Raw genomic sequence first — 15,604 nt, 5'->3', positions numbered from 1 at the left:
GCGAGTTGAGACGCATGTCATTGCGCGGTAATCAATCGTGACTTGAGTAGTACCCGTCACCGCGATACCGCAGTGGCTCGACAACCGAAAGACCGGCCGGTTAAGGATTTCCTGGTGTACACAGCTGCTCGACCACAGCCGCGGGTCATCTCGTGCTCCGCCGCGGGAACCGATGAGATGGGCCGGCGATGACCGTCACAGTGGTCGCGGGGAACCCGAAATTAGGATCTCGCACACTGGATGCCGCGGTACGCCTGTCCACGGCGCTGTCGGGTGGCGAACCCGACCACGTCATCGATGTGATCGAGCATGGAGCAGCCCTGCTCGGTTGGGGCGACACAGCCGTGGCCGCTGATGTCGACCGGGTCCGCTCCTCGCAACTGGTCGTGTTCGCCAGCCCGACATTCAAGGCCGCCTACAGCGGCGTGTTGAAGCTGTTCCTGGACCAGTTCGCCACGGGTGAGGGACTACGCGACGTGACGGCGATCCCGTTGATGCTCGGCGCCGGACCCGTTCACCACATGGCCCCCGAAGTCATGCTCAAGCCCGTGCTGGCCGAGCTCGGGGCCACCCTGCCCGCGCCCGGGCTCTACCTCCTGGACAGCTCCTATTCGACCGACACACGGATCGCCGACTACCGTGACAGGTGGGGCCCGGCACTTCGCCTGTCGGCGGGACTGCCAGAGGTGCCGGCCGGAGCCACCCGGTGAGGGCCATGCCGTGCGACGGCCTCGCCCCCGACCGTCTCCGCGAGGCATTCGGGATGTTCCCCAGCGGCCTGGTGGCCGTCGCAGCGCTCATCGACGGTGCGCCTGTGGGGTTGACCGCCAGTAGCTTCGTCGCGGTGTCACTGGAGCCACCGATGGTGGCGTTCTGCATCCAGCACACGTCGACCACATGGCCCCGGCTGTCGCCGGCGAGCCGAATCGGGGTGAGTGTGATGGGCGAGGACCACGACGTCGTGGCCCGGTCGTTGGCAAAGCGCTCGCAGGACCGGTTCAGTGACATCGACTTCGAGGCCTCCGACGAGGGAGCGGTGTTCATCGGCGGAGCGGCGGCACGATTCGACACGTCGATTCACGACCAGGTTCCCGCCGGCGACCACTCCATCGTGCTGCTACGCATCAACGACCTCGACATTCGCACCGATGTCGATCCGATCGTCTTTCATCGCAGTGCATTCCGGACCCTGAGGACACCGGAGCGGTGAACCTGGGATTGTCTCGCCGGGCCGGCGGGGACGTCCGCACATCTCGGCAAGAACATGCCCTGTCCGGTCGGCAGTGGCACGAGGCAGTCTCGGCCATCGCCGATCGACGTCCCGTCATCGTCGTCCACCGTGACGGTGCGAGCCTGGTACGGGCAGCCGAGACGATCACCATCCCGCAGATGGCCGAACTGATCCGATTGACATCGGGTTTCGTCCAGGTAAGCCTGCCCGAGGAGCGCTGCGACGCGCTGCAGTTGAACGAGGCGATCCCTACCCGACGCCACCAGGCCGGTCTGGCCCAGGGCCAGAGCGTCGCGGTGGATGCGGCGGTGGGCATCGGAACGGGCATCTCTGCGGCTGATCGCGCCAGAACGGCGCATGTCCTGAGCGACCCTTCGTCGAACCCAGGCGACCTGCGCCGCCCAGGCCACGTGCTCCCGATTCGAGTCCGGGCCGGCGATCGTTGGACACCGGCGGCAGCAGCGCTGCGGATCGTGCAGGCGAGCGGCTCGGCGGCGGCGGCCTTCGCCGAACTCGTACCCAGATCCGACCCGACACGTACGGTCAGCGCCGGCGAGGCCGCCGCGATCGCGGCCGAACTCCGGATGGTCACAATCACCATCGGCGGGTGAGTCAAGCTCCCCTGTCGCCGAGATAGCCTGGAAGGTAACGGTAGAGAGTCGCCGAGCCCAGCAGACCGAGAACACCGACACTCACCGGAGCCACGACGAGGGAGCCCATCGCCGTGCCCGCGGCGATGATCAGCGGCGCCAGCGCTGCACCGAGATCGGCGCACAGGCGCCAGGCGCCCAGGAACTCCGAGGTCTTCTTCCCGGGCGCCAGGTCCGAGCCGAGAGTCATCATGATTCCTCCACCGAAGGCGTTGGCCAGTCCCAACACCATTGTCACCACGTAGAACGAGACGAGGTCATGGGCCGCCACCAGACCGATATGGCCCAGGGACAGTGCAGCTACCACCGGGACGGCCACCCACATCCGGCCGAAGCGATCGGCGATCTGCCCGCCCGTGTAGAAGAGGACCAGCTCGAGCAGACCCGACAGACCCACCGCGAGCACGATGTGCGACGGATCGACACCGATCTCGATCCCCCACAGCGGAACAAGGATCTGGCGGCTCATCCGCAGCAACATCAAGGCCCCCATACCCGTTCCCAACCGCACGAACAGGCCGAGGTTGGACCGCAGGACACCTCGCGGATCGCTGTGCACCACCGGCGGCGGGCTACCGCTGGGCACCGGGTCGGCGACCACTGCCAGGAATGCCACCACCGCCAGGCACGCTCCGACCTGCACCCAGTACGCAGACAACGCACCGAACTGCGCGATCAGCGGCACCGTGAGAAACGGGCCGACGGTGATCCCCAGACGGGCAGTCCCGGCCAGGGTGCCGAGCGCGCGCCCACGGTGCGAAGGCGGCACCAGATGTGTGAGCAGCGCATGCCGGGCGAGTTCGAATGTGGCAGAGGACACCCCCTGCAGGAGACTCGCGATCGCCAGAACGACGACCTCGCCGGTGAGGACCACCACCACGGCCGAAGCCAGCGTCAACATCGCCGCGATGGCCATGGCCAGCCGCTCACCGAGTCGCGCGACCACGACGCCCGAAGGGATGTCGGCCAGCAGAGTTCCGACCGTCGGCAGGCCTGCGATGAGGCCGGCGACCCAGAGCGCGGCCCCCATGTCGTGTGCCGCGACCGCGACGATCGGCGTGACAGCGCCCAGACCGATCGAGTAGATCGCGGCCGGTGTGTACACCGGGATCGCCAGTCTCCCGAGTGGACGGGCCTCCTCGTCGCCACCGACGGCCATCCCAGCTCCCTTCCCGACCGAGAACGCCGACGGCACGACTCGACTCAGATCCGGCCCAGCCTGGCCGCCTTGCGTTCGGCTGCTCGCGCTAGGCCAGTCGCGCCCAGTTGAACCAGCGGTGTTCGGCGAATTCGAGGAGCCAGTAGACGGTCGCCGTCGAGACCGAGAGCAGGATGATCAGCGAGTACACACCCGGGATGTCCAGCTGGAAGTTGAAGGACTGCACCATGAAACCGATCCCGGCCTGCGCACCGATGAACTCGGCGACGACGACACCGATCGAGGCCGATATCCAGCACAGCTTGATGCCCGCGAAGATCAGCGGAACGGCATTCGGCAGGCGAACTTTGAAGAAGATCTGCCGTTCGTTCGCCGTGAGCGACCGCATCAGCCGGTCCGCCTCGGAATTGCGGGCTTCGGCGAGCCCGGCGATGGTGTTGATGAAGATCGGGAAGAAGGCCCCGGCAACGGCCATGGCGATCTTCGAGGTCATCCCGAACCCGAACCAGGTGAGGAAAAGGGGTGCGAAGACGATCCCGGGCGGGGCGTTCAGCGCAAGCACATAGGGAACGATTCCGGCCCTCGCGACCGGCGAAACCGACACGAACACACCAAGCAGAAACCCCGAGCTCACGCCGATCCCGAATCCGATCAGCAGCTCCTGCAGGGTCACCGTCATGTTCTCCAGGAAGTACGGGCTGACCACCAGATCAGGTAGGTAGGCCGCGATCTCGGTGGGTGACGGGGCGATGAAATCGTGGATCAGATCCGTCTCGGTGGCCCATTGCCAGACCGCGAGGAAGCCCACCCCCACGGCCACCACGGTGGCGAGCTGCGCGAACTTTCGCCGTCGCCCCTCGCGCCGGGTCCGCTCCGCTTCGGCGGTGGCGAGTTCGGTCAGCGCCCGGACCGCGGCATCGTGGGAACCCGCGTCCTCGTCGGCGCCCGGGTTCTCCAGTGTCGTCATACCGTGCTCCTCGCATGCGTCGGTCTGTGTGCCGGTGAGCGACCGCGCCACCCCGCGCGGTCCCCGAGAATCACGGTGCTTCCCGATGTTCGATGCGGTAGGACACCCGGTCGCCGCGGTTGTACCGGAACAGCAGCTCGCACACGCGGTCGTTGACGTCGAACATGCGGGTCTCCCGCAACAGGATCGGGGAACCGGGCATCACCTGCAGCAGGCTGCTGGTGCGCAGCTCACAGGGAACCGCCTCCAGGTTGTCCTCGGAGCGGCCGAACTCCACTCCGAACCGCTCCCGAAAGACCTCGAGGCGGTCCGCGTTGGGCCGCATGGCCGAATAGTCGACGTCGGCGTCGACGTAGGCGATCCAGACATGGTGTGGTTCCCCTCCCACGGTGAGCAGCCGCTCGTGCATCCTCACCCGCTCGGCGTCGGTCTCCATGCGCTGCCTGATATAGGGCGGCGTGGGAAGCACCCGCTCATCGAGAATGTGATCCTCGAACACGTCGGCGGTGGGGACCTCCGCGATTCGCCCGGTGGTGCGCACCCGCATGTCCATCGCCAGCTCGTTCAACGTGATCTGGACCATCGCCGAGCTGATGATGGTTCCGCTTCGCGGATTGCGTTCCACCACACCTTCTTCGGCCAGCAGCTGCAAGGCGACCCGCAGCGCGTTCCGGCTGGTCGACAGGGTCTTCGCGAGTTCGTGTTCGACCAGCTGCGTGCCGGCAGGCAGATACCCGGTGCGGATGGCCGAGCGCAGGATCTCGTACACCCGCCGAGAGGAGGTCTGCATCGGTGGGTCCCGCTGGGGACGGCAGTTCGCTGTCATCCCGGGCGTCTGGTAGTGCCCGAAGAGTTGGCGCTCCGAGCGTTGTTCGTACGTCATCGATGTCTCCTTGCTGTGTCCCGGCGTTCCCCCTCGGTTACCCGCTTCTCATCGCGCATCCGCGGCGTCATGCCGGCGTATCGATCACCGTCGGCTCTCTGGGCAGGGCGCCGCGCGTCCATACGGCCATCACCAGCCGTGCAGTGACCAGCAGCAGCAACGCGACCAGGTAGGTGATCCACAGATGGTGAGCGTCGTAGGCGATACCGACGATGAACGGGGCGAGCGTGGTACCGAGATTGCGCGCCACCACGACGACCGCCGAGACGGTTCCCGGTGTCGATGCCGCGATCGTCGTCGCCACACCGACGCTCAGCGCCATCCCCGCACCGAGTCCGATTCCGCTGGCGAACAGCACCGGGAAGAGCCACAGCGAGGCGCCGGTCCATTGCTGGACCGAGCCGAAGACCACCACCGCAGCGCTGAGCCACAACAGGAAGAAGCCCAGCAGCGAGCGTCCCTCGTACCGCTGCACCAGATGCCGCACCGTCATCGATCCGGTCAGAACCCCGCACGGAATCATCGCGAAACCCACCGGATACAACCAATCCGCGGGCAGGCGACCGTCATCGAAGATGAAGGTCAGTGAGCTGTGCATGGCCATGATCACCAGACCCACCACTCCGCTGACCAGGGCCATCACCAGCACCCCCCGGTGCCGCGCCGCCACCCACATCTGCTGTGGCGTGGGGGCCTGGAACTGAACCGATGGCGGCGGCAGCACGAAGCTGACAACAGTGGCGACGGCCGATGCGGCCAGGAGCACGACGAAGACCGATTCCCAGCTTCCGGTCAGTGCGGTGATGACCGATCCGCTGCTGGGTCCGGCCACCGCCCCCACGGCAATGATTCCCTGGTACAGGGCCATTGCGCGTTCTCGGCCCTTTTCTCCGCTAGCACTCTGCGCCACCAGTGCATAACCTGCGCCGGTCACCATTCCCGCGCCGAATCCGGTGACGATCCGTCCCGCCATCAGACCGGTCAACGTCGGTACCGCCAGGATGATCGCGTTGGACACCAGGAACAGAACCAGGCCGATTCTCAACAGGCGGGCGCCGTCGGTGCGGTCGGCCATCGGCCCGACCAGAACCTGCGCCACCGATTGGCTGATGGTGAACGCCGCGATCGTCCACGCCACGCTGGAAGCGCTGACCCCCAGCTCTTCCTTGACCAGTGGGATGGCCGGCACATAGATCAGGTGCGACAACGACACGATCATGGCCGACAGGCTCACCGACGTCGTCGACAGTCGGGTTCTGATCGCGGTGAACCCCGCTAGCTTGACGCTCATTCAGTCGCGCTCAGCTCGCATTCGGCGTCGTCCAGCGTTTCAGCGGGACACCGAGATTGTCGCGGAGGGTGGTGTTGTCACCGTAGGAGGTCTTGAACACCCCGCGCTTCTGCAGGATGGGGACCACCTTGTCCACGAAATCGACCGCATTCCGCGGCATGAAATTGTGGATCGAGATCATGAAGCCGATGTTGGGCCCGGTCTCCGAGTGCAGGTCGCAAAGCTGGTCGGCGATGTCCTCAGCGGTACCGTAGAGCGTCGGCCCGCCGGCGATCATCGACTCCCGCCCCATCTGTTGGAACATCTCTTTGGTGAACACACCGTCGGGCCCGACCTTCTCGGCCAGCTTCGGCAGGTAGGCGGTTGATCCGTTCTCCGCCTCGATCGCCTTGACCGCCTCCTCCATGGTGAACGTGTCGGGCAGGGTGGAGAAGTCGAAACCGCTCTTGTGGGCCATGAAGACCCCGCCGGCCTCCAGTGGCACCGACTCGATCAACTCGGACTCGATTTCTTTGGCGTGCGAGGCGGATTCACCCATCATGGGGTGCACCGGCCACAGCACCTGGATCTCCTCGGGCGCGCGGCCCACCTCGGCCAGATGCGAATCCAGATCCGCGCGGAACTTGACCATCGCGCCCGCGCTGGGGCGGGAGATGAACACCACATCGGAGTTGCGGGCGAACGACTTCATCCCGCGTGGCGAGGCTCCCGCCTGGATCAGCACCGGGTGGTACTGAGGAGCGGGCAGCATGTTCAGTGGGCCCTTGACGTTGAAGAACTCGCCGACGTGGTCGAGGTAGTGCACCTTGGCGGGATCGGCGAACACTCCGGTGTCCTCGTCGAGGATGATCGCGTCGGGCTCCAGGCTGCTCCACAGCCCTTTCAGGACATCGACGAACTCGTCGGCTCGCTCGTACCGGCGGTCGTGCTCCATGAGCTCGTCGAAGCCGTAATTGGCCGCATCCGAGCGCCGGGCCGAGGTGATGAGGTTCAGCGCCATCCGCCCACCGGTGACGTGGTCGAGTGAAGCCAGGTGCCGCGCGACGTAGTACGGGTGCATGTAGGTCGGCGAGAAGGTGAGACAGAAGCCGACGTTCTTGGTGACCCGCGACATCAGCGCGATGGTGGGGCTCATGTCGTGGCGGGGCCACTGCAAGCCCCACTTCACGGCGGCGTCGATGCTTCCGCCCCAGGTGTCGGGGATTCCGACACCATCGCCGAAGAACAGCATGTCGATGCAGCCCCGCTCAGCGGCCCGCGCCACATCTTCCCAGATGTTGGGTTGGGTGTAGTACGGGTAGTTGACCCACGATCCAGGGTTTCGCCAGGCCCCTTCGGTGTGGGTGAACGAGAGATCGAGCGCGAGTTTCAAGGTCGGTGCCATTGTCGGTTTCCCCTACCGGTCATTCAGTGGTCAGTTGGTCGGACCGCGGTGGCGGGAGATACCTCCCCCGCCACCGCGGTGGGTCAGCCGGCCGCGTTCGCCTTCTCCTCTACTGCAGCGAAATCGGCTGTTTCCCAAGCATTGTCGACCGCCGACTCGTTCAGTACGACGTCGAGGTCCACAGGTCCGTCCAGCACCCGTGTCTCTTCGGTACCCTCCTGCAGGAAGCCCATGATGCTCTCCCAGGAGCCCCTGTCGAACTCTCCACGGTTGGTCACCGATTCGGGGAGCTGCGGACCGATGTTGTCGATGGCGAGGTCGAAGAAGGTGCGCGCCAACTCGGGGTCGGTCGCCAGCGCTTCGGGCATGGTCTCCTGAGTGAACGCGAACGCCGCATCCGGGTTGGCCAGCGTGTAGACATAGCCCTTCAGCGCCGCTCGGACGAACCCGTCGACCAGCTCAGGGTCACTTTCGAGGAATTCGGTGCGAACCGCCATGCCGTCACCGGGGAAGGCCGCCACCTCCGCGGGCGTGATCGCCGTCATCTCGGGATCGAAGCCGTTGGGGCCGAGGTTGATGATGTCGCGCTTCGAGCTCGCATACGCATCGATCGTTCCGTCCTGGAGAGCGGCAACGGTCGACGGATCTCCCTCTCCTGCCGGGACCAGGCGCACATCGGCACCTTCGGACAGCCCCGAGACCGCCAGTGCCGCGCGTACCATCGGCATCTCGCCTCCGGAGAGTTCGGAGACACCGAGCGTGCGGCCACGCAGATCCTCGACCGTGGTCACATCGCCGTTGGCCGGTGCCGCGATGTCGAAGGGCTGCTTGTAGGTGTGCTGCATCACCATCGTGATCGGAGTGCCCTCGAGGTTCGCCTGCATGACCGAAGCCGGTGTGGTGGAGGCGACATCGGCGTTGCCGGCCGCCAGCTGCTGGATGGCAGCACCGCTGCCCGGTGAGAAGAGGATCTCGACAGCGATGCCCTCCTCTTCGAACCAGCCCTCATCGATCGCCAGGCGGATCGGCACGTCGCCGGCCGACGGCCCCGAGTTGCTGGTCACCAAGCGGACAGTCGTGAGGCCCTCACCCGACCCGGTCGTGTCTTCGGTTTCACTGGACGAACATGCGGCGGTGAAAACCAGCGCGCCGGTCACGACCGCGGTGCCGAGGCGCTTCAATACCTTCCTAGACGAATACACAGGATCCTCCTGATCTCATTGGCTTGCCATCGGTGTGTTGACGGGAACGCGACCGTGCCTCGGCGAACGGATTCCGCGCGTTGGGGACATTCGGGGTCGCTAGGGCGACTGATGCTGGTTTTCGCTCAAATACGCTCCCAGAAGACGACACGGCGCTCGACCAACTCCAGCACCCAGTACACCGTGACCGTCCCGAGCGCCAGCAGGAGGATGACGCAGAACACACCGAGGATGTCACTTTGGAAGTTGAACGAGTTGAGCAGAAAGCCCAGGCCGGCTTGAGCTCCCACGAACTCGGCGACGATGACACCGGTGACGGTCAGCGTCCAGCACAGCTTGATCCCCGATGCCATCAGTGGCAGCGCGTTCGGAAGTCGCACCTTGAGGAAGATCTGCGTGCGAGATGCGTTGAGCGACTTCATCAGGCGCTCGGCCTCCGGACTCAGGGCGGAGAGCCCCGTCACCGTACTGACGAACAACGGGAAGAAGGCGATGATCACCGCCATCACCACCTTGGATGCGATCCCGAATCCGAAAAGGGTGACGAACAAGGGTGCCAGCAGCGCCTTCGGCGGGGCCTCCAACGCGATCACGTAGGGCTGGACCACTGCCCGGCAGAAGTCGGACAGCGACACGACCGTCCCGAGCGCGACTCCGAGGACTATCCCGAGACTGAATCCGATTGCGAGTTCCTGGACCGTCACCATGAGGTGCTTCGGGAAGTAGCTTGCGGTCAGCACTGTGGGAAGGTGAGCGACGATGTCCGACGGAGCCGGGGCCAGACGCGGATTGATGTGCCCTGCTCGAACGCCCCATTCCCAACCACCGATCAGCACGACCCCCACACAGAGGAACCCGGTGAAGTTCAACAGCCGTCCGCGCAGACGCTTGCGTTTGACACGAGCCAGTTCGGAGTCGTTGAGCGCCAGGAAATCGTCGGCGGGACCGGTCAGCGGGGCGCGCCGGACCCCCCTACCGCTGGGAGCCACCGCCATGTCGACCCCGGTCAATGGGCACCTCCCAGGATCTCGCGGATCTTTCCCGTGTAGTCCAGGAGCTCGGGTGACGACCAGATCGCCTCGGTCCTGGGTCGAGGCAGATCGATCTCGACGATGCCGCCGAGGCGCCCAGGCCTGGGCGTCATCACGAACACCCGGTCGGACAGAAACACCGCCTCGGAGATGTTGTGTGTCACGAAGATCGCGGTCTTGTCCGTCTCCGCCCAGATCCTGAGCAGCTCTGCGTTCATGGTTTCGCGGGTGAACTCGTCGAGGGCGCCGAACGGTTCGTCCATCAGCAGCACCTCCGGCTTGGACACGAGAAGGCGGCACAGGGCGACGCGCTGTTTCATACCCCCCGACAGCTCTGCCGGGTGGCGGTCGGCGAACTCGCTCAGCCCTACCATCGCCAGGAGATCCCGAGCCCGCATCTTCGCCTCGGACTTCGGTATACCGAGAACCTCGGTGGGTAGCATGACGTTCTTCAACACCGTGCGCCAGGGCAGCAGAAGAGGAGTCTGAAACATCATCCCGATCTCGGGACGCGGCTCGGAGTGCGGCTCGCCGGCGTAGCGCAGATCGCCCCGGCTGTGGTGCAGGAGCCCACCGATGATGTTGAGGAGCGTCGATTTTCCGCATCCACTCGGACCCACGAGGGACACGAATTCACCGGCACCGATGTCGAACGACACATCATCCAAGGCCATCACCGGGCCGCTCTTGGTGGGAAACACCTTGTACAGGGACCGGGCTGATATCAGTGGCCCACCTGGTGTGTTCACCGGATCCATCGCAACCGAGGTCGCTGTCATCGATAATCCTTCGCCGCGCAACTGTGGACTGGTCAGAACTCGAGCAGGTTGTCGCGCAATGTGTTGTAGCTGTAGCCGTTTCGAACCAGCCCGCGCCGCTGGAGAGCCGGCACCAGACCGTCGGTGATCTCGGCGATCGAGCGTCTGGTCACCGCGTCGTAGCGGATCAGGAAGCCGTCTCCGCCGACTTCCTGCATCACCTCGTCCATCTGCGCGGCGACATCGTCGGGTGCGCCGATGAAGCCACCGCTGGCTCCGCCGTCCGCGGCGGTCGACCCGAGCTCGCGCAACGTCCGGTTCTTGTTGGCCTCGATGAAGCTCTCGAGGCTGCTCTGATGGCCGTTGGTGTGTAGTTGGTCCGCGAGATCGCGGATCGGGACATCGGGGTCATAGATCGAGAAATCGATGTTGGTGTTGTAGCCCATGTGCGCAAGGTTGTAGGTGTAGTCGGCCGCGGCGCGTGCCAGCATCTGCTCCCGCTTCAGTTCGGCGGCCTCGCGTGTCTCGCCCAGAACCGGGGCGCAGATGAACAACACCTTGCAGTCGTCGGGCTTGCGGCCGTGCCGCACCAGCCTTGCGCGGATGTCGTCGCGATAGGCCTTCATCGCCTCGGCGCCCTTCACACTCGCGAGAATCACCTCGGCGAACCGCGACCCGTAGTCCCGCCCTGCCGGAGAACCGCCGGCCTGGATGATCACCGGCCTGCCCTGTGGGCTGCGACCGGTGTTCAGCGGCCCGCGACTGCGGTAGTACTTGCCGGAGAAATCCAGCTTGTGGACCTTTGTCGGGTCGGTGAAGACCCCACTGTCCTGATCCATCGGCATCGAGCCGGGCTCCCAGGTGTCCCAGAGCCCGGTGACGACTTCGGTGAACTCCGCCGCCATGTCGTATCGCACGTCGTGGGGTGGCTGTGCCTCATGGCCGTAGTTCTGTGCCGCCCGGTCCGAGCTGGACGTCACGGAGTTCCATGCCACCCGGCCCTGCGAAATGTGGTCCAGCGTCGACACCAGGCGGGCCAGCAGGTAGGGCGGATATTCGGTGACCGACAATGTCGGAGCGATTCCGATGTGCGAGGTGAGGTGCCCGATGATCGCCATCATCGGGGCCGGGTCCTGCTTGGGAACGGCCTCAGCGTTCTTCAGCGCCCAATCGTGCTTGCCCTCCCACGCATCGGGAACATAGGAGCTGTCGGCGCTGAGGAAGAAGTCGAAGCACGCACGCTCGAGGTTCCTGGCAAAGTCCACATAGAAGTCCGCCTGCATCGAGGTCTTCGCCTGGGAACCTATCCACTGATCGCGCCAGCCGAGCACACGGAAGCCACTCATGAACCATCCGAGATGGAAGGGATTGGCGGACATCGAACACCTCGCGGGTGAGAACTGGTGTGGGGTTTACGTTCGAGACCCATTCGAACGGTTTTGAGTTCACCAGTTCGTCATGTCATGACCGCAACGGGCCCGATAATTCCCCGTTGCGCCGCCACAACCGCGTTCCGCCGTCGGTAAACGACATCACGTAGTAGTGGCAATGACCCCCTTGCAAGCAGGAAGAGGAAGGCAGATGGTCACGATTCTACTTCGAAATTTGCTGCGCTACAGCGCTTTTCGCAACAGACTTGAGAGTCCGCCACGCGTTGGGCCACCGAGGGTCACCGCCGCGGCGCCGGTAACGGGACAATTGCGCCGCCGACCGTAAAGCGGACGCCGGCGCAACGCACATGTCACCGCAGACGGCGACCTCGGAAACAACCGTCGTGAATTCTCGACATCGGCCGGGTGACCATCGCCCACGGCCGCTTACTCGATCGGATCCAGCAGCTACCCAGGGAGTACCCGTTGGCGAAGACCCCCGTCATGTCCAAAGCCCTCATCGACACCTCACCGCGGGGCTTCTCGCACGGCGTCAAGAGCGGGAGCCTGTTCTTCATGGCCGGGCAAACCGGCGCCGACACCGTGCAGCCGCCCGACGTGAGCGTGATCGAGCATCAGACCCGACGGATCTTCGAGCGCATGTCGATCGTCCTCGCCGAAGTGGGAGGCACTCTTGACAACCTCGTGACGATGACGGTTTTCATCACCGACGTCCGATACGGCGAGGAGTTCGTCAAGGTGCGTGCCCGCATCCTGGGCAAGGACTTCCCGGCGAGTGCGCTGATCACCGTCAGCGGCCTCACCCCGCCCGACGGCGTGATCGAGATTCAGGCGATCGCCGTCCTCGACACCTAGGCTGGGCGCACCGCTGACGCGTTCCCACCGGCCCATGACAGGCTGGGGGCCATGGATGATGCGCGCGCCAAGGGTTTCCAGGTCTTCCGCGAGCTGTTGCCGGGCGTGCTGCCCGACGAGGACGTCAGCATCGGTGAGGGCTTCGGTGCGGACCTGCTCGACATCGGCATCGAGAACGTCTTCGGGCGGCTGTGGGGCCGCGACGGGCTGAGCCGTCGGGACCGTAGCCTGGTGACGCTGGGCATCCTGATCGCCCTGCGCTCGACCGACGAATTGCGCTACCACGTGCAGATCGCCCGCACCAACGGTCTCACCGAAGACGAGATCGCCGAGGTGATCTACCACGCCAGCGGGTATGCCGGCTTCCCCGCCGCCAACGCCGCCTGCACGGTGGCCCGCGAGGTGTTGGAAGGGTAGCCGGAGCATGGGCGTCAGGGAGCAATCGGTACGGGCGATGGCCCGACACGAGCGCCGGCAGTTCGCCGAACTGCTGGCCGGGCTCACCGACGCGCAGTGGGGTGAACCGAGCCTGTGCGACGGGTGGTCGGTTCGCGATGTCGCCACCCACACCATCGCCTACCTGGATCAGAGCGTGGCCCGGCTGACGCGCAACATGATCCGTGCCCGCGGAGACATAGACCGACTCAACGCCCGGCTGATGCGCGGCTACCCGGGACTGTCGACACAGCGCGTCGTCGAACTGATGGACCGCGGCATCGAGCCGGCCGCGGACCCGAGGTGTACGGCACGGGCGCGGCACTGCTGTTGGTCATGACCGGCCGCCTCGCGGCGGTGCGCTGCGAATTGTCCGGCCCGGGGGTGCCCATTCTGGGTTGACGGCCGGGTGGGTCACCCATCGACGTCGGCGTAGTCGCGGATGTAGGCGGCCAGCCCCGGTGCGGTGAAACGCATTCGCCCGTGCGAGGACTGCTCGATCAGCCCCTTGTCCATCAGGGACTGTCTGGGCATGCTGATCGCCGTCGAGGTGGTGCCCAGAGCGTCGGCGACCTGCTTGCGTTTGACCTCACCGTCACCGAGCGAGGCCATCGCGGCGAGGAACTTCGCCTCGGCGGGGGTCGCCTGTTTCCAGCGAGACCGGAACAGCATGTTCCGCGCGACGGCGAACTGTTCCCGGGCAGCGGGAAAGTGCTCGGCGGTCAATGCTCCGCCGGGTCCGGGATAGCCGGCGGCCTCCCACATCTTGTCGCCGAATTCCTGGATGAAGTACGGGTATCCCTGCGTTTCGCGAAGCACCGCGTCGAGCGCGCCCTGCTCCCATCCGACGCCGACGGCCAGGGCCGGCGCGGTCAGCGCCAGGGTGGCCTCGTCGTCGTCGAGGTTGTTGAGGTGCCGGTACTCGAATCGCTCGCCGAAGCTGACCGCCTTGGCCACGGTGTCCTGGGTATGTCCCAGTCCGGCCGCGAAGACCGCTGCGGGCAGGTCCGGGGCCTCGGCCTGCATGTGCTGCCAGGCATAGGCCAGCGCCCGGATACCGACGGCGTCGGCGGCCTGGAGTTCGTCGATGAAGACCATTAGTCCCGCGCTGCCGGCCTCCACCACCCCGCGGGCGGCCGCGGTGATCGCCTCCTGCAGGGCGCGTGCCGCGCCGCGGAACTCGGCGCTGTCGGTGTCCTTGCCGGTGGCGAGCTGCAGCGAAGCCACCCCGAGATTGAGCCGGACGGTGGTGAGTGTCTCGGCGAGCGCCGCCCTCGCCGCGTCCGTCCACTTCGCGGTGACCAGTTTGTCGAACTCGTTGGCGAGGTCGATCGACAGGGACACCGAGTCGCCGCCCGTGGCCCACACCGTGGTGAAGGTGCGCTGCGCCGCCTCGCGCTGGGCGACGCGCAGCAGACTGGTCTTTCCGACGCCGCGCGGACCCACGAACACGTGCACGCGGCCGTCGAGTTGCCGGTAGACGCTGAGGTTGGTCAGGTGGACGCTGATCCGGCTCAGGTGCACATCACGCCCCGGCAGATGGCGTGCGATGGAGCCCGGTGTGTACGGGCTGCGCTGCTGGGCCACCGCCCTATACTTCCTTATAACTTTCGCTAATCCAGCGGTTTTTATAAAGATGCATAACGAGCGGAACGTCCTCCGCCGCGCACCTGCTGCCAAGCACCAGGCTCCCTACCCGAAAAAATGGAGCCGCCTGGGGGAATCGAACCCCCGACCTATTCATTACGAGTGAATCGCTCTGCCGACTGAGCTAAGGCGGCCTGCCACCGGAGACCGGCACCGGCGGCGGCCTGAGTCTACGGCAGCGGCCACCGACGTCCAAAGTTGCAGCCCCTGCCGGAGTCAGCTGCGCAACGCCTGCCCGATGGTTCCGACCATCGCGTCGACGGCGAACTTCGGCTTGACGTTGACCGCCAACGCCTCCCGGCACTCCAGGACCGCCTCCATACAGCGCAGCAGCTTGTCCGCCGGAGCGTGGGCGGCCAGTGCGGCGATCTTCTCGCGCATGTCCGGATGGTTCGGTGCGATCTCACCGGCCCCTGAGGCCACCAGCAGCGCGTCGCGGAAGTACGTCGCCAGATCGATCAGGGCCCGGTCGAGGGCATCGCGAGAGGCGCGGGTGTGCCGGGACTTCTGCCGGCGTTCGAGCTCCTTGATCGCGCCCGTCGCCCCGCGCATCATCGCGGCCGTCCCCTTGCCCGTGCCGCCGGCCCCCAGCGCCGTGCGCAACTCCTCGGCCTCGACCTCGTTGCGGTCCTCGGTGAGCGCCCTGGCCTCGGCCTCGGCGGTGGCCACCAGCTCCTCGGCGGCGGCGTACGCCCGCGAGAGCGTCGCGGCGTCCCGCGC

17 protein-coding genes and 1 tRNA gene are annotated in these 15,604 nt (G+C 65.8%); 6 read left to right on the top strand and 12 right to left on the bottom strand.

Translation table 11 applies throughout. The features are described from left to right. Positions 1-188: 188 nt before the first annotated feature. Genes ACXAID_RS13185 through ACXAID_RS13175 form a run of 3 tightly spaced genes read left to right on the top strand, consistent with a single transcriptional unit; the run spans position 189 to position 1,842 of the window. Positions 189-710 (top strand): NADPH-dependent FMN reductase, encoded by a 522-nt coding sequence (locus tag ACXAID_RS13185; RefSeq protein ID WP_475022668.1) that lies wholly within the window; start codon positions 189-191, stop codon positions 708-710. Positions 711-715: 5 nt separating this feature from the next. Beyond that, the gene (locus ACXAID_RS13180) at positions 716-1,210 is read left to right on the top strand and encodes a flavin reductase family protein (RefSeq protein WP_475022681.1); all 495 of its coding nucleotides are present in this window, start codon (positions 716-718) and stop codon (positions 1,208-1,210) included. Continuing rightward, positions 1,207-1,842 (top strand): 3,4-dihydroxy-2-butanone-4-phosphate synthase, encoded by a 636-nt coding sequence (locus ACXAID_RS13175; RefSeq protein WP_475022667.1) that lies wholly within the window; start codon positions 1,207-1,209, stop codon positions 1,840-1,842. The genes ACXAID_RS13180 and ACXAID_RS13175 overlap by 4 nt, the downstream gene beginning before the upstream one ends. A gap of 1 nt (position 1,843) precedes the next feature. On the opposite strand, the gene ACXAID_RS13170 is transcribed toward ACXAID_RS13175, so the two are convergent. From ACXAID_RS13170 to ACXAID_RS13130, 9 genes are all read right to left on the bottom strand, one after another. Next, positions 1,844-3,040, bottom strand: coding sequence for an MFS transporter (locus tag ACXAID_RS13170; protein WP_475022666.1), 1,197 nt, complete (start codon positions 3,038-3,040; stop codon positions 1,844-1,846). 88 nt (positions 3,041-3,128) lie between these two features. Beyond that, the gene (locus ACXAID_RS13165) at positions 3,129-4,007 is read right to left on the bottom strand and encodes an ABC transporter permease (protein WP_475022665.1); all 879 of its coding nucleotides are present in this window, start codon (positions 4,005-4,007) and stop codon (positions 3,129-3,131) included. Positions 4,008-4,077: 70 nt separating this feature from the next. Then, entirely contained in the window at positions 4,078-4,890 is an 813-nt protein-coding gene (locus tag ACXAID_RS13160; RefSeq protein WP_475022664.1) for a GntR family transcriptional regulator, read from the bottom strand. Positions 4,891-4,957: 67 nt separating this feature from the next. Beyond that, positions 4,958-6,181 (bottom strand): MFS transporter, encoded by a 1,224-nt coding sequence (locus ACXAID_RS13155; RefSeq protein WP_475022663.1) that lies wholly within the window; start codon positions 6,179-6,181, stop codon positions 4,958-4,960. A 10-nt stretch (positions 6,182-6,191) separates the two neighbouring features. Beyond that, on the bottom strand, positions 6,192-7,565 hold the full coding sequence (locus ACXAID_RS13150) for an NtaA/DmoA family FMN-dependent monooxygenase (RefSeq protein ID WP_475022662.1): 1,374 nt from the start codon (positions 7,563-7,565) through the stop codon (positions 6,192-6,194). 83 nt (positions 7,566-7,648) lie between these two features. Next, entirely contained in the window at positions 7,649-8,629 is a 981-nt protein-coding gene (locus ACXAID_RS13145) for an ABC transporter substrate-binding protein (RefSeq protein WP_475022661.1), read from the bottom strand. 263 nt (positions 8,630-8,892) lie between these two features. Then, a complete protein-coding gene (locus ACXAID_RS13140; RefSeq protein WP_475022660.1) occupies positions 8,893-9,777 on the bottom strand; it encodes an ABC transporter permease in 885 nt (294 codons plus the stop codon). Then, positions 9,774-10,556: an ABC transporter ATP-binding protein gene (locus ACXAID_RS13135; protein WP_475022659.1), complete on the bottom strand. Its 783-nt coding sequence runs from the start codon at positions 10,554-10,556 to the stop codon at positions 9,774-9,776. Before ACXAID_RS13135 ends, ACXAID_RS13140 begins: the two co-directional genes overlap by 4 nt. A 53-nt stretch (positions 10,557-10,609) precedes the next feature. Continuing rightward, positions 10,610-11,935, bottom strand: a complete 1,326-nt coding sequence (locus tag ACXAID_RS13130) for an NtaA/DmoA family FMN-dependent monooxygenase (protein ID WP_475022658.1) — start codon at positions 11,933-11,935, stop codon at positions 10,610-10,612. Between the two features lie 477 nt (positions 11,936-12,412). Between ACXAID_RS13130 and ACXAID_RS13125 the strand changes: the two genes are divergently transcribed. From ACXAID_RS13125 to ACXAID_RS13115, 3 genes are read left to right on the top strand one after another with little or no spacing between them, the layout of a single operon-like run. Beyond that, on the top strand, positions 12,413-12,802 hold the full coding sequence (locus tag ACXAID_RS13125) for a RidA family protein (protein WP_475022657.1): 390 nt from the start codon (positions 12,413-12,415) through the stop codon (positions 12,800-12,802). 51 nt (positions 12,803-12,853) lie between these two features. Beyond that, positions 12,854-13,219 (top strand): carboxymuconolactone decarboxylase family protein, encoded by a 366-nt coding sequence (locus ACXAID_RS13120; protein ID WP_475022656.1) that lies wholly within the window; start codon positions 12,854-12,856, stop codon positions 13,217-13,219. Between the two features lie 7 nt (positions 13,220-13,226). Further along, on the top strand, positions 13,227-13,577 hold the full coding sequence (locus tag ACXAID_RS13115; protein ID WP_475022655.1) for a maleylpyruvate isomerase family mycothiol-dependent enzyme: 351 nt from the start codon (positions 13,227-13,229) through the stop codon (positions 13,575-13,577). 74 nt (positions 13,578-13,651) lie between these two features. Here ACXAID_RS13115 and ACXAID_RS13110 read toward each other — a convergent pair whose 3' ends face one another. The 3 genes from ACXAID_RS13110 to ACXAID_RS13100 all read right to left on the bottom strand — a co-directional run. Continuing rightward, positions 13,652-14,824, bottom strand: coding sequence for an ATP-binding protein (locus tag ACXAID_RS13110; RefSeq protein ID WP_475022654.1), 1,173 nt, complete (start codon positions 14,822-14,824; stop codon positions 13,652-13,654). Positions 14,825-14,942: 118 nt separating this feature from the next. Then, positions 14,943-15,018: transfer RNA gene (locus ACXAID_RS13105), tRNA-Thr, on the bottom strand. A gap of 82 nt (positions 15,019-15,100) precedes the next feature. Then, positions 15,101-15,604: DNA polymerase III subunit delta' C-terminal domain-containing protein (locus ACXAID_RS13100; RefSeq protein WP_475022653.1), on the bottom strand; the 504-nt coding region annotated here is incomplete at its 5' end.

It is taken from the genome of Mycobacterium sp. ABE4_509 (assembly GCF_056160785.1).
This window is presented reverse-complemented; position numbering and strand designations above follow the sequence as displayed.

Coding starts and splice junctions, on each gene's coding strand:
- ACXAID_RS13165 (WP_475022665.1), bottom strand. CDS start 4,007: ATGACGACACTGGAGAACCCGGGCGCCGACGAGGACGCGGGTTCCCAC.
- ACXAID_RS13150 (WP_475022662.1), bottom strand. CDS start 7,565: ATGGCACCGACCTTGAAACTCGCGCTCGATCTCTCGTTCACCCACACC.
- ACXAID_RS13130 (WP_475022658.1), bottom strand. CDS start 11,935: ATGTCCGCCAATCCCTTCCATCTCGGATGGTTCATGAGTGGCTTCCGT.
- ACXAID_RS13120 (WP_475022656.1), top strand. CDS start 12,854: ATGGATGATGCGCGCGCCAAGGGTTTCCAGGTCTTCCGCGAGCTGTTG.
- ACXAID_RS13155 (WP_475022663.1), bottom strand. CDS start 6,181: ATGAGCGTCAAGCTAGCGGGGTTCACCGCGATCAGAACCCGACTGTCG.
- ACXAID_RS13160 (WP_475022664.1), bottom strand. CDS start 4,890: ATGACGTACGAACAACGCTCGGAGCGCCAACTCTTCGGGCACTACCAG.
- ACXAID_RS13180 (WP_475022681.1), top strand. CDS start 716: ATGCCGTGCGACGGCCTCGCCCCCGACCGTCTCCGCGAGGCATTCGGG.
- ACXAID_RS13185 (WP_475022668.1), top strand. CDS start 189: ATGACCGTCACAGTGGTCGCGGGGAACCCGAAATTAGGATCTCGCACA.
- ACXAID_RS13135 (WP_475022659.1), bottom strand. CDS start 10,556: ATGGATCCGGTGAACACACCAGGTGGGCCACTGATATCAGCCCGGTCC.
- ACXAID_RS13115 (WP_475022655.1), top strand. CDS start 13,227: ATGGGCGTCAGGGAGCAATCGGTACGGGCGATGGCCCGACACGAGCGC.
- ACXAID_RS13170 (WP_475022666.1), bottom strand. CDS start 3,040: ATGGCCGTCGGTGGCGACGAGGAGGCCCGTCCACTCGGGAGACTGGCG.